Genomic DNA, 14,004 nt, shown 5'->3' with positions numbered 1-14,004 from the left:
TTTCTTAGCGCTTCCAGCGGCGCATTAAACGGCTTTTTAACCCGGTATCAAAGCGCCAGATATGATCAAAAATCCGCATGATACCGGGCTTGCCATAGGCCGACATCGCCACGGCATGGAACCGGTGTTGATGAGCTTGCTGCTGGATTTTAATTTTTCGGATCAATTCCTCGGGTAAGCGCTGGGCAATGAAATCTGAAATAATCACGGCATCGGCATCATACCAATCTCGTTCTTCCATTTTGCTTAGAGTGCTGGCTAAGCAGGCCGCCAAATCGGTGCCGCCACGAAAATGTTGGCTGAGAAAGCGTATCGCCTGCTCAATACCACTGGCTGATGATAGCTCGTAGTGAATGATTTCTGTCGCGAACAGCATGATGTAACAGCGGCGATTATCCTCCAGCGCAATACGTAGCAGGGCCAGACAGAAAGCTTTGGCACATTGTTCATTGAAGCCACCCATCGAACCCGATGTATCGACACAGACAATAAAGGGGCCGCGAGGTTGTTCGTCATGACTTTTAAGGCTGATAGGGCGCTGTAAGGTTTTTTCCTGCCAATTATCACCTTGTAAGCGATAGGTGAGTAAACGTCGCTCCAGTAAGCGGCGATAAAACTCAAACTCCAGCTCACTCATTCCTAGCATGACCAACTCGGTCGGCAATAATCGTAGAATATCATTGCTCTGGTGAATGCCACTGACCTCTTCTGGCACGGTATCAGGTTGGCGAACCATCACGGTATAAGGTTCAAAGCGGGCATCAGGGGTAGGTTGCGCTTTGGCGGATCGACTGCGCCCCAATTGCTCTGCAAGTTGCTGTAATTCCGGCTGCTGTTGCAGAAAATCGCCATATTGCAGCAATAACTGATAATCACCACGTTGCAAATGCCCCTGGCTCATATCCCAAAGCCGCCCTGCCGCTCCATCATTAGTTGCAAGAATGGGTTCCAAAGCACCACTGAGCGCAAGCCGCTGTTGTAACTCAGCTAAAAGTTGCTCTCGCTCTTGTTCCAGTAGTTGATGATGGATGGTGATGGTTTGTAAGGTTAGGCTGACACGCCAGCGCTGTAAGAAGAGAGTTTGAAAACTATCACCGGTTTGGGGATTTGTATCTAAATCAGCGGTGTGCAGCAATGTTTTAGCTTGTGTGGCGAAAGGGGAATGCCATTGTTGCAGTTGCACCACAATCTGCGGGAGATGGGCATAAAATAGCGGGCTATCTTCCAATTGACTCTGTTGGTATAAAGCAAACTCGTTTGCCAGACCAGCGGGGACTTTTGCCTCCCGAATTCGCTGTTGTAAGTTTTGCTTCCAGCCGGGGATATCCTTCATTAGTGCCCGTTTAATGCGCGGAAATTTTTCAAAGAATATGGCTAACTGCGGTGAGGCCAGTAACCCCACCACCATCTCTTCGATAAGCTCACTTTCACTTATCGATAGCAGCAAATCCAATGTTGCCAGGCTGAGCATAGATCAATGACCGCGTAGTTTTTGTTGTAGCTGTTTCACTTGCTCAGCCACATTCAATAAGCTGGCTTCTATTTTTGCTAACCAAGAGGACGGCGTAAACAAGCAAGGTTGATGTTGACTGAATAGCCGCCGTTGCTCTGCCAGGCTATTTTCCAATTCCGCCAACTCCACCAGCAGCTCGGGGGGCACACTGGCAGTGGAAGCTCCGGGTTGCGACAGTATTGATGATTGGCGACTGACATCCAGCACCGTGATATGCAGTTGATCATCAACTTCAGCATCAATAGATTGGGCATAACCGACACCATTTAATTTGGCGCGTAAAACCCCACCTTTATTTAACCATTGAGCCAGCGCCTCTTTCTCTATTTGCAGGTGATTGACCTGAATGTCATGTAAACTGAGTGGTTTTTGCAAGAACAGTGTCAGGGTGCTATCAGTAAGATGGTCTGGCAGAGAATATTGCGGTTTACGGCTGAACATACCGCTTTGTTTGGTTACCGTCAGTGCTTGATGGTCACTTTGCTGCTGTTGGTGTTTCAACCATTGAGCATTGATATGCTGGAGCTTCATTAATAGGCTTTGTTGCTGATACCCCTGTTCAGTTAGCAACTGTTCAAGCTGTTGCTGTAGCAATTTAAGCGAACTTAAATCATGCCATAAGCAATCTTTCAGCAAAATTAAGTCTATTGGCGTTATTTCATTTCGTCCGCTGAAGAAGGCGCTAGCTTGCAGCAAACGCAGAGCCTTTTTCCACCGTCGGTCAGAGACATACGGCGCTTGCTCTTGTGCGCTGAGCTGCTGACGTAGCTGAAAAATAAGCTCAAAACAGTTATCCGGTAGGGCTATTTTGTCTATTAAGGGTTGCCACTGATAAAACTCTTCATCGCTGATACTGAGATTTTCAGCTACCGGATTATGATTTTCATTTTGTCGGCTGAGTAGTAATGAGCGGAAGTTCTGCTTTTCTTGCACGCGATCCAGCCATAGGCGGATCAGCATTCGGTCATAAAGCGCTTCCAGGCTGCTATCTGCATCGGGTAATTCGTTAGAGGCCGTCACCAACAAACGCATTGGGATACTGTCTTCCCGATCACCATTACGAAAGCGTCGTTCATTAATAGCGGTCAGCAAAGTATTCAGAATGGCTGGACCAGCTTTCCAAATTTCATCCAGAAATACGATTTCAGCTTCGGGTAAATAACCACCAGTCATGCGCTGATAGCGCCCCTCTTCTTTCAGAGCTTGAATCGAGAGTGGGCCAAATACTTCTTCCGGTGTCGAAAAACGGGTCATCAGATATTCAAATGCCCGGGCATTTCTAAAAGCAAATTTTAGGCGTCGAGCAATCAGACTTTTAGCAATCCCCGGTGGGCCGAGCAGGAATACGCTTTCGCCACTCAGTGCGGCCAGCAAACACAAGCGGATAGCTTCCTGTCTTTCATACAGACCACTTTCAAGGGCACTGCTCAAGCGGGAGATTCTTTCTGCTAATTGTGATGATTGCGCCATAATTGCTCTATATATTCCGTTAGTTGATTGATTTTTACCTGATCAGGGGGAATAGATCCTCTTTTTCTTAGTGGTATAGCATTTTTTTCTTAATAGGATAGCTCATTGATTAGTAATATTTTTATATCATCAGCTATTTGTAGTCGATCTATTTTCGTACTTTTTGTTGTTTGATTTAAGAGTAGGCAATCTATTGAAATGGTGCATACTGTGCGCCTTTTGGCAGGCGTATAAGAATACATAACAGGCAGTAGCGATGACTAAGTGCACGCATCGGCTTATGGATGTTCTAGCAAAAAGAAATCAATTATGAGCACAGAACATAAAAAACAATCTTTATCGGCGGTAACCCTGGCTGCAATAGGGGTCGTTTATGGTGATATTGGTACCAGCCCACTCTATACCCTGAGAGAGTGTTTTTCTGGTCATTATGGTTTTGATGTCCGTCCTGATGTGGTATTTGGTTTTTTATCACTGATCTTCTGGATGTTAATTCTGATTGTCTCGGTTAAATATCTGACCTATGTCATGCGCGCGGATAACGCCGGTGAAGGGGGGATTTTAACGTTAATGTCTTTGGCTGGGCGTAATACCTCTTCCAGAGCCACTTCAATTTTGGTTATTCTCGGCTTAATTGGCGGTAGCTTCTTTTATGGCGAGGTGGTTATCACTCCAGCCATATCCGTTATGTCGGCTATCGAAGGGCTGGAAATTGCCGCACCTGCACTTGATCCTTATATTGTCCCTTGCTCGATTGCTGTTTTAACTCTGCTGTTTGTTATTCAAAAACACGGTACCGGTAGCGTGGGTAAATTATTTGCCCCGGTGATGCTGGTTTGGTTCCTGACACTGGCGCTGCTGGGGTTGCGCAGCATTATCGCCAATCCAGAAGTATTGGCTGCACTGAATCCTAAATGGGCAATCAGCTTCTTTACTGAATATAAGTCTGTTTCTTTCTTTGCCCTTGGTGCGGTGGTGTTGGCAATTACAGGGGTGGAGGCCTTATATGCAGATATGGGGCACTTTGGTAAATTTCCTATTCGATTGGCGTGGTTTACTGTGGTTTTACCGTCATTGGTGCTGAATTATTTTGGCCAGGGCGCGTTATTATTGAAAAACCCAGAAGCTATCAAAAACCCCTTCTTCCTACTCGCCCCTGACTGGGCATTGATTCCACTGTTAATACTGGCAACGTTGGCGACGGTAATTGCCTCACAGGCTGTTATCTCCGGTGTATTCTCCTTGACCCGGCAAGCCGTCCGTTTAGGCTATTTGCCGCCGATGCGTATTATTCATACCTCGGAAATGGAGTCAGGCCAGATATATATCCCGGTGATTAACTGGACACTGTATCTGGCGGTGGTATTGGTGATTGTCGGCTTCGAACGTTCCAGTAATTTGGCAGCGGCTTATGGCATCGCGGTAACGGGCACGATGGTTATTACCAGTGTTCTGTTCTGCACCGTGGCACTGAAAAACTGGCACTGGAATCGCTTCTTTGTCTACTTCTTGCTGGTGGCATTATTGGTTATTGATGTGCCGATGTTCTCTGCTAACGCATTGAAATTGTTCTCCGGCGGTTGGTTACCACTGTCATTGGGCCTGGTGATGTTTATCATCATGACCACTTGGAAGAGTGAGCGTTTCAGCTTGCTGCGCCGTATGCACGAACACGGTAACTCTCTGGAGGCGATGATTGCCTCATTGGAGAAATCGCCTCCGGTACGTGTTCCTGGCACGGCGGTGTATATGTCTCGGGCGATGAATGTCATCCCGTTTGCATTACTACATAACCTTAAACATAACAAAGTGTTACATGATCGGGTTGTTCTACTGACACTGCGAACTGAAGATGCGCCTTATGTCCATAATGTTAATCGAGTGACTATCGAGCAGCTATCTCTGACATTCTGGCGGGTTGTGGCGAGTTACGGTTGGCGCGAAACCCCGAATGTGGAAGAGATTTTCCATCGCTGTGGTTTGGAGGGGTTACCTTGCCAGATGATGGAAACGTCATTCTTTATGTCCCACGAGTCACTTATCCTGACCAAGCGGCCGTGGTATTTGTTCTTGCGCGGCAAGTTGTTTGTGGCCCTTAGTCGTAATGCGCTGCGCGCAGCCGATCAGTTTGAGATCCCACCGAATAGGGTCATTGAGCTAGGGACGCAGGTAGAGATTTAACTTAGAAGGCCGTTAAACATAACGGCCTCAGATCGCTGACAAACCCTAAGGATTCGATCTTGCAAGGTGAAGGCAGGTAGAAGAGTAAAGCGTACGCGCCAGGGACGGCGCGAGTCGAGCTCCCAGGGAAGCTTGTTTTAACAAAAGAAGTGTGGCGTCTTTACGATCCGCCTGTTTTCACCGTTACGGGCACTTTAACCTCACCTTTTTTACATTCATCATTCCATTTTTCATTTGTTCAGCGAAACGTTTCGATGGCGATCACAATTTCACCAAATTGGGTTTGCCTTCTGCTGCCATTTTTCTAAACTCAGTATCAGCGAAACGTTTCGCTGTTGGAGTAGAAAATGAAAAAAGGTGCATTACTAAATTCTGATATTTCCGCTGTTATCTCTCGCTTGGGCCATACCGATCAGATTGTGATAGGTGATGCGGGGCTGCCAATACCGGCAACCACCACGCGTATCGATTTGGCACTGACTCAAGGCGTCCCTGGATTCCTTCAGGTTTTTGAGGTGGTAACGCAAGAAATGCAGGTTGAGAGTGCTTACCTGGCGCAGGAGATTGTTAAAAATAACCCGCAACTCCATGAAACGTTACTCGCACAACTATCACAACTTGAGCAACACCAGGGAAACCAAATTGCTTTGCACTATATCAGCCATGAGGCTTTTAAAGAGCAGACCAAACAAAGCCGGGCAGTGATTCGTAGCGGGGAATGTTCCCCCTTTGCTAACATCATTCTCTGCTCCGGCGTAACTTTCTGAGGCGTTTATGCAACCTTTGCTGCAACTGAAAGGGATTGATAAAGCCTTTCCCGGCGTCAAAGCACTCTCAGGTGCTGCGCTAAGTGTCTATCCTGGCAGGGTGATGGCACTGGTAGGCGAAAATGGGGCCGGAAAATCGACCATGATGAAAGTGCTGACCGGCATCTACAATAAGGATGCCGGCAGCCAGCACTTTTTGGGTAAAGAAGTGGTGTTTAATGGCCCGAAAGAGTCGCAGGAAGCGGGTATCGGCATTATTCATCAGGAACTTAACCTGATTCCACAGTTAACCATCGCAGAAAATATCTTTTTAGGGCGCGAGTTTGTTAATCGCTTTGGCGGCATTGATTGGAAAAAAATGTATGCCGAAGCTGATTTACTGTTGGCGCGCCTTAATATCAGCTACAGCAGCCATCGGCTGGTGGGCGAGCTTTCGATTGGTGATCAGCAAATGGTGGAAATCGCCAAAGTGCTGAGCTTTGAATCCAAAGTCATCATTATGGATGAGCCTACTGATGCTCTGACTGATACCGAAACAGCCTCTTTATTTAATGTCATTAAAGAGTTGAAAGCGGAAGGTCGTGGCATTGTTTATATTTCCCACCGTCTTAAAGAAATCTTTGAGATTTGCGATGACGTCACCGTATTTCGTGATGGGCAGTTTATCGCCGAAAAACCGGTTAATACACTCACTGAAAACTCTCTGATTGAAATGATGGTTGGCCGTAAATTGGAAGAGCAATACCCGCGTCTGAATTTACCGCGCGGCGAAAAACGTTTACAGGTCAAACAGCTATGCGGCCCTGGCGTCGAGAATGTCAATTTCACACTCTACAGTGGCGAGATCTTGGGAGTGGCTGGCCTGATGGGCGCTGGCCGCACTGAGCTGATGAAAATCATCTATGGTGCGCTGCCGCGTAAATCGGGCTTTGTGATGTTGGATGGCCGTGAAGTCGTGACTCATTCACCGCAGGACGGTTTAGCCAATGGCATTGTTTATATTTCTGAAGACCGTAAACGGGATGGTTTAGTACTCGGAATGTCAGTTAAAGAGAATATGTCTTTGACTGCATTGCGTTATTTCAGCCGTTCAGGCGGTTCGCTCAAACATGCTGATGAACAGCAGGCGGTGGCGGATTTCATTCGTTTATTTAACATTAAAACGCCTTCCATGGAACAGCCGATTGGTCTGTTATCTGGTGGTAATCAGCAAAAAGTGGCTATCGCTCGCGGTTTGATGACCCGACCAAAAGTGTTGATCCTTGATGAACCGACTCGTGGTGTGGACGTCGGGGCCAAAAAAGAGATCTACCAGTTAATCAATCAATTCAAACAAGAAGGGCTGAGCATCATATTGGTCTCCTCGGAAATGCCGGAAGTGCTGGGCATGAGTGACCGTATCATTGTGATGCATGAAGGCCAACTAAGCGGTGAGTTCTCTATTGAACAGGCTACCCAGGAAGTGTTGATGGCCGCTGCCGTCGGCAAGCGCGATTTATTGGTAAGTGAAAGTGTGCAGAGCAGGAGTAATCAGATATGAGTTCCCAAACGATTAATACCAAGCGCTGGTTCAGTAAAGAATGGTTATTAGAACAAAAATCACTGATTGCGCTGCTGGTGCTGATTGCTGTGGTTTCGTCACTAAGCCCGAACTTCTTTACTCTGAATAACATGTTTAACATTCTCCAGCAGACTTCCGTCAACGCCATTATGGCCGTCGGGATGACACTGGTTATCCTAACTTCAGGGATTGACCTGTCAGTGGGGTCATTATTGGCGCTGACCGGCGCTGTTGCGGCCTCCATTGTCGGGTTGGAAGTTAATGCGCTGGTTGCCGTGGGGGCCGCGCTGGCATTGGGGGCGTTTGTCGGCGGCATCACTGGGGTGATTGTGGCTAAAGGCAAAGTGCAGGCCTTTATTGCTACCCTGGTCATGATGCTGTTACTGCGTGGTGTCACCATGGTTTATACCAATGGTAGCCCGATAAACACCGGTTTTACTGATGTAGCAGATACCTTTGGTTGGTTCGGTATTGGTCGTCCATTGGGTATCCCAACGCCTATCTGGCTGATGGCGATTGTCTTTATTGCCGCATGGTACATGCTACACCACACGCGTCTGGGTCGTTATATTTATGCGCTGGGGGGCAATGAGTCCGCAACACGCCTCTCTGGTATCAGTGTTGATAAAGTTAAAATTATTGTTTATTCACTCTGTGGGTTGTTAGCGGCATTGGCAGGGATTATCGAAGTTGCCCGCTTATCATCAGCACAACCTACTGCCGGTACCGGTTATGAACTGGATGCTATAGCAGCCGTAGTTTTGGGTGGTACCAGTCTTGCTGGGGGTAAAGGGCGGATTGTTGGCACCCTGATCGGCGCATTAATCCTCGGATTTTTAAATAACGGTTTGAATTTATTGGGTGTCTCCTCTTACTACCAAATGATCGTCAAAGCAGTGGTTATCCTGCTTGCGGTGTTGGTAGACAATAAAAGCAGCAAATAACCTCTCTCCCTACAGGAATTGCGACCATGAAAATGAAGAAACTGGCTACTTTGATCTCTGTTGTTGCATTGAGCGCTACCGTCAGTGCTAACGCGTTGGCAAAAGACACGATTGCGTTGGTTGTTTCCACGCTGAATAACCCGTTCTTTGTTTCAATGAAAGACGGTGCACAAAAAGAAGCGGATAAACTGGGCTACAACCTGGTGATTTTGGATTCCCAAAACAACCCAGCTAAAGAATTAGCTAACGTGCAGGATTTAACTGTGCGCGGCACCAAATTGCTATTGATCAACCCAACTGATTCAGATGCCGTGGGCAACGCGGTTAAAATGGCCAATCAGGCAAACATTCCCGTCATTACTCTCGACCGTCTGGCTAATGCAGGCACGGTGGTGAGCCACGTAGCCTCTGACAACCGTTTCGGTGGCAAAATGGCGGGTGATTACATTGCTAAGAAAGTCGGTAGTGATGCCAAAGTCATTCAGTTGGAAGGGATAGCTGGTGCATCTGCTGCTCGTGAGCGCGGCGAAGGCTTCAAACAATCAATGGAAAAAAACAAATTCCAGTTGTTAGCTAGTCAGCCAGCAGATTTTGATCGGACTAAAGGTTTGAACGTTATGCAGAACTTGCTGACAGCTCATCCAGATGTTCAGGCTGTGTTTGCTCAGAATGACGAAATGGCGCTGGGTGCTTTACGCGCCTTGCAGACTGCGGGCAAAACTGATGTGTTAGTGGTTGGTTTTGATGGCACTGACGATGGTATTAAAGCTGTCGAAAGTGGCAAAATGGGCGCAACTATTGCTCAACGCCCAGACCAGATTGGTGTCATTGGTGTACAAACTGCGGATAAAGTATTGAAAGGCGAGAAAGTCCAGGCCGTTATCCCAGTAGATTTGAAGTTAGTGACTAAATAATATCGTCATTCACTAATAATATCGAAAAGCATGGCATATAACGCCGCTGCCTTAAAACGGAAAACAAAACGTACCGGCAGCGGCGTCATTTACAAAGGAATAAATACGATGGAAACAGGTAAACTGGTGGTCTTGGGCAGCATCAATGCCGACCATATTCTGAATATTGAGCAGTTTCCGCGTCCAGGTGAAACGGTGATCGGGAAGCAGTATAAAGTTGCTTTCGGTGGCAAAGGAGCTAATCAGGCCGTTGCTGCTGGCCGTAGTGGGGCGAATATCGCGTTTATTGCCTGTGTGGGTGAAGATGATATTGGTGACCGGGTACGTCTGCAATTAGCCAGTGACAATATTGATACCGCACCTATTGAGGCGGTAGCAGGCACCACGACAGGGGTAGCGCTGATTTTTGTTAATGGTGAAGGCGAGAACGTCATTGGTATTCATGCTGGGGCAAACTCGGCAGTCACACCGGAGTATCTTGGCTGTTATCAACAGCAAGTTATTGATTCAGATGCATTATTGATGCAACTGGAATCTCCACTTGAGACGGTTATCGCCGCCGCTAAATTGGCAAAACAGCATCAAACTCAGGTTATCCTGAATCCAGCCCCTGCACGCGAACTGCCAGATGAGCTGTTATCGCTGGTGGATATGATTACTCCAAATGAAACAGAAGCTGAGCGCTTAACGGGCATTCATATTGAGCAGGATGATGACGCAGCGAAAGCCGCGCAAATTTTGCATGATAAAGGTATCGCCACTGTGATTATTACTTTGGGTAGCCGTGGAGTGTGGCTTAGTGAGCAAGGCCTGGGCAAATTAGTCGCTGGCTTTAAAGTTAATGCAGTAGATACCATTGCCGCCGGTGATACATTCAATGGCGCATTATTGACTGCTTTACTGGAAGGCCAATCAATGGATTCAGCCGTCCGTTTTGCTCATGCTGCGGCTGCGATTGCAGTGACTCGCCCTGGCGCACAACCTTCCATTCCTTGGCGGGCCGAGATCGATAGTTTCTTACAAGATCGGGTATAACTTTGGCCACCATGAAAGATGTCGCCCGCTTAGCGGGCGTATCAACCTCTACTGTCTCGCATGTTATTAATAAAAATCGTTTTGTTAGCGATCCTATTCGCGACAAAGTGCTCGCTGCCATCAAGCAACTTAACTATGCCCCATCTGCGTTAGCGCGTAGTTTAAAACTCAATGAAACCCGGACTATCGGCATGTTAGTCACTGCCAGTAGCAACCCGTTTTACGCTGAAGTGGTTCGTGGTGTGGAGCGCAGTTGCTATGAGCGCGGTTACAGTTTGATTTTGTGTAATACCGAAGGTGACATCGATCGCATGAGTCGTAGTATTGAAACTCTCATGCAAAAACGTGTCGATGGTTTGCTACTGATGTGTACCGAAAGTCATCGCCCGTCACAGGATATTCTGCGCTGCTACCCTTCTCTACCGATCATTATGATGGACTGGGCCCCTTTTGAAGGGGTGAATGATGTCATCCAGGATAACTCTTTATTAGGCGGGGAAATGGCAACCTCGTACCTGATTGCCAGAGGATATACTCGTATCGCCTGTATTGCTGGCCCACAAGATAAAACACCGGCTAAAGAACGTTTGCAAGGATTCCGCCAGGCAATGGATCGCGCGGGCCTACCGGTGCTCCCTGATTATGAAGTGGCCAGTGATTTTGAATTTGGGGGCGGCTTGGTTGCCATGAAGCAGCTACTGGCATTGCCGCAGCCCCCTGAAGCGGTCTTTACCAGTAATGATGCGATGGCGGTTGGGGTTTATCAGGCCTTACATCAGGCTGGGTTATCGATTCCGCAGGACATGGCAGTCATTGGTTATGATGATATCGAAATTGCACAATATATGACGCCGCCGTTGACGACCATTCATCAGCCCAAAGATGATCTCGGTGAGTTGGCTATTGATACTCTTATTCATCGGCTAAATAACCCGGAAGCGGAACCACAAGTTCTGATTCTCACTCCCGAGCTAATCGAGCGCGGGTCGGTCGCTACTCGTTAAACTTCACTCTCTGCGGGCTGCGTAACCTTTTTCACATTACGGCCCTGAATCAAGTTATCGCCATCTCTAGGTTTGAGTAATAAGAACACCACGGATGACAGCAATGTCACGGCACCCATCGTAATAAAGGTGTAGTGGAAGTGGTCAATATTATTCCCAAACGACAACCCATCGTAAAACCGCAAAACCACAGCGCTGATGGCAACACCAAAGCTAATCGCCAGTTGCTGGGTCACTGCTAAAACACTGTTACCTGAGCTGGCATTGTTATCGGTTAAATCAGCCAGAGTAATGGTGTTCATTGCTGTAAATTGTGTCGACATCGCCATACCCAATATAAACAGTGGCAATATCATCAACCAAGGTGACATCCCCGGTGCTTGAAAAGCAAACAAGGCGATCAGTACACCAATAATAGCCGTAATGCCCACCAACACCGTGCGATAACCCAGTGAGCGCAAAACTTGAGTTACCGCTGATTTTGCCATCATCGAACCAATGGCGGTGGGGGCCATCATGCAACCAGCAATAATAGCGGAATAACCAAACCCGACTTGTAACATGAGTGGCATCAGGAAAGGAACGCAGCCAGTGCCTAAACGTGAAGCTACGTTACCCGCAATGCCGACGGAAAAGGTTCGGGTTTTAAACAGCGGTAAACCAATTAGTGGGTTAGGATGGCCTTTGGCGTGGAATATATAGAAGAGCAGCATTAATAAACCGCCCAATAGCACAGCAGCTGGCAGGTAGCTGGCAATATCTGGGCGGCCCATTATTTCCAGGCTCACGGATATCATAACCAAGCTGCTACCGAATAACAGGAAACCGATAATATCAAAAGCGCGTTTCGGCATGGTGAAGTCGGGCATATATTTACGGGCATAAAAGATACCCAGTAAGCCGATGGGAATATTAAGGATAAAAATCCAGTGCCATGTGGCGTAGGTGACCAATAACCCCCCTAATAATGGTCCCATGACAGGGCCGATTAATCCGGGGATGGTGACGAAATTTAATACTGGCAATAACTCACTGCGTGGATAAGCCCGGATAAGTGCTAGCCTGGCGACGGGCATCATCATGGCACCACCCACCCCTTGAATAACTCGGGATGCCACCAAAAATGGTAGAGAACCTGAAAGCGCACACAGTAATGACCCTAGTGTAAATAATGAAACAGCCAAAATGAAAATGCGCCGAGTGCCGAAACGATCTGCCAACCAACCACTCACCGGAATCAACATCGCCACTGTGAGGGTATAGCTGATAATAGCTGATTGCATGGTTAGAGGTGAGCGATTAAGGCTTTCAGCGATTGAAGGGAGTGCCGTATTCAGTATGGTGGCATCCAAAGCCTGCATAAAGAAAGCCATGGCGGCTATCCAAGGGAGACCCGCCATGCTGCGCGCAGATTTTATCATTGTCCGTCCTGATTATATTGGGTGGGCGTGAGTACCCTCTCTATCTATATATAGATATAAAGAACATCTGACCGTTAGTCTTTCTCTTTTAATAACACCTGACAAGCTAGCAACGCACCTTGGCTATCGCCAGCCAGAATGGTATCAACAATATTTTGATGGTGTTGCAGCTTAATCACCTCATCGCCGGTAATAGAACGAAAGTAACTGTGATAAACCGAACTGAACAAATTAGCGAAAGACGTTAAAAATGGATTACCACTGGCCTCATAGATCAATTGATGAAATTGGGCATCCACTTGAATCCATCGTTCGCGATTAAAATAGGCATGCAGCTCGCACATTTCTGTCATTAACGATGCTAACAGGGCTTTTTGTTTTCCGCTGGCATTGATAGCCGCCAGAGAACAGGCTTGAGGCTCGAGTGATCTCCTTAATATAAGGAAGTGCTGCATCACTTGATCGAAGTTCTCTCTGGTCATCCACCAGGTCAGCAACTCTTGGTCAAGGAAGTTCCAATTGGTTTGCGGCATCACTCGGGTGCCGATACGCGGACGCGGTAATAACATGCCTTTTGCGGCGAGCATCTTTACCGCCTCACGTACTGCGGTACGGCTGACACCAAATTGCTCTCCCAACTCTATCTCGCCAGGCAATATACTGCCGGCTTCATATTCCCCCGCAAGAATGCGCTGGCCAATTTTTTCGGCCAACAGATACGAAAGATTACGCTGGGCGGCCTGCTGTTGGGTATTTAGTTGCATGGTGTTTTGTCCTATCTATCTTCTTATACTTCTATTTTACTCTACTGTTTAACTTGGGTAGTTAATGTTTAGCTTAATAATTGTTTAAATTCTGGCCTTTTTCCCCATTTTTGCTGAAAAAAAACACGGTTGAAAAGTTTTTTGAAATTAGGGGTTGCAGGCTGTCAGGAACTCCCTATAATGCGCCTCCACTGACCGGGAACAACGAAACACACTTCGCCGGGTCAGGAAGAGAAATGATTGAGTTTGACTTCGAAAGAAACCAAATAAACTCTTGACTCTTCAGCGGGAAAGCGTATTATCTGCCTCCCGCGTTACCGTAAGATTCGCCGCAAGGCAAACGGGTAACGAACGCTCTTTAACAATTTATCAGACAATCTGTGTGGGCACTCGCAAGACGATATCGAAGCCTGTTTCGGCAGGCAGAAGA

The 14,004-nt window shown here is 47.3% G+C and carries 11 protein-coding genes; 7 read left to right on the top strand and 4 right to left on the bottom strand.

Translation table 11 applies throughout. The features are described from left to right. Positions 1–4: 4 nt before the first annotated feature. Entirely contained in the window at positions 5–1,471 is a 1,467-nt protein-coding gene (gene viaA / locus QSV56_RS15040; RefSeq protein WP_046049931.1) for an ATPase RavA stimulator ViaA, read from the bottom strand. Positions 1,472–1,474: 3 nt separating this feature from the next. Continuing rightward, complete coding sequence (gene ravA / locus QSV56_RS15035; RefSeq protein WP_019081484.1) at positions 1,475–2,983, bottom strand: ATPase RavA; 1,509 nt, start codon at positions 2,981–2,983, stop codon at positions 1,475–1,477. Positions 2,984–3,292: 309 nt separating this feature from the next. Between ravA and kup the strand changes: the two genes are divergently transcribed. The 7 genes from kup (at position 3,293) to rbsR (ending at position 11,389) form a co-directional block, all read left to right on the top strand. After that, entirely contained in the window at positions 3,293–5,164 is a 1,872-nt protein-coding gene (gene kup / locus QSV56_RS15030) for a low affinity potassium transporter Kup (protein ID WP_301212959.1), read from the top strand. Positions 5,165–5,511: 347 nt separating this feature from the next. After that, entirely contained in the window at positions 5,512–5,931 is a 420-nt protein-coding gene (rbsD, locus tag QSV56_RS15025) for a D-ribose pyranase (RefSeq protein ID WP_005161210.1), read from the top strand. A gap of 7 nt (positions 5,932–5,938) precedes the next feature. Beyond that, a complete protein-coding gene (gene rbsA, locus QSV56_RS15020) occupies positions 5,939–7,471 on the top strand; it encodes a ribose ABC transporter ATP-binding protein RbsA (protein WP_019081486.1) in 1,533 nt (510 codons plus the stop codon). Then, the gene (gene rbsC / locus QSV56_RS15015) at positions 7,468–8,436 is read left to right on the top strand and encodes a ribose ABC transporter permease (RefSeq protein ID WP_005175184.1); all 969 of its coding nucleotides are present in this window, start codon (positions 7,468–7,470) and stop codon (positions 8,434–8,436) included. The genes rbsA and rbsC overlap by 4 nt, the downstream gene beginning before the upstream one ends. A 26-nt stretch (positions 8,437–8,462) precedes the next feature. Beyond that, positions 8,463–9,350, top strand: coding sequence for a ribose ABC transporter substrate-binding protein RbsB (gene rbsB / locus QSV56_RS15010; RefSeq protein WP_005175185.1), 888 nt, complete (start codon positions 8,463–8,465; stop codon positions 9,348–9,350). Positions 9,351–9,458: 108 nt separating this feature from the next. Beyond that, the gene (gene rbsK, locus QSV56_RS15005) at positions 9,459–10,385 is read left to right on the top strand and encodes a ribokinase (protein ID WP_046695622.1); all 927 of its coding nucleotides are present in this window, start codon (positions 9,459–9,461) and stop codon (positions 10,383–10,385) included. A 2-nt stretch (positions 10,386–10,387) separates the two neighbouring features. Next, positions 10,388–11,389 carry a ribose operon transcriptional repressor RbsR gene (gene rbsR / locus QSV56_RS15000; RefSeq protein WP_019081488.1) on the top strand — a complete coding sequence of 334 codons (1,002 nt, stop codon included), beginning with the start codon at positions 10,388–10,390 and terminating at the stop codon, positions 11,387–11,389. Here the strand turns inward: rbsR and mdtD are convergent. Next, positions 11,386–12,810, bottom strand: a complete 1,425-nt coding sequence (gene mdtD, locus QSV56_RS14995; protein WP_046049935.1) for a multidrug transporter subunit MdtD — start codon at positions 12,808–12,810, stop codon at positions 11,386–11,388. The two genes, rbsR and mdtD, sit on opposite strands and share 4 nt — an antisense overlap. A gap of 74 nt (positions 12,811–12,884) precedes the next feature. Beyond that, entirely contained in the window at positions 12,885–13,574 is a 690-nt protein-coding gene (locus QSV56_RS14990) for a FadR/GntR family transcriptional regulator (protein WP_046695621.1), read from the bottom strand. Positions 13,575–14,004: the final 430 nt, after the last annotated feature.

It is taken from the genome of Yersinia sp. 22-579 (assembly GCF_030433455.1).
GTDB classification, from domain to species: Bacteria; Pseudomonadota; Gammaproteobacteria; order Enterobacterales; family Enterobacteriaceae; genus Yersinia; species Yersinia enterocolitica.
This window is presented reverse-complemented; position numbering and strand designations above follow the sequence as displayed.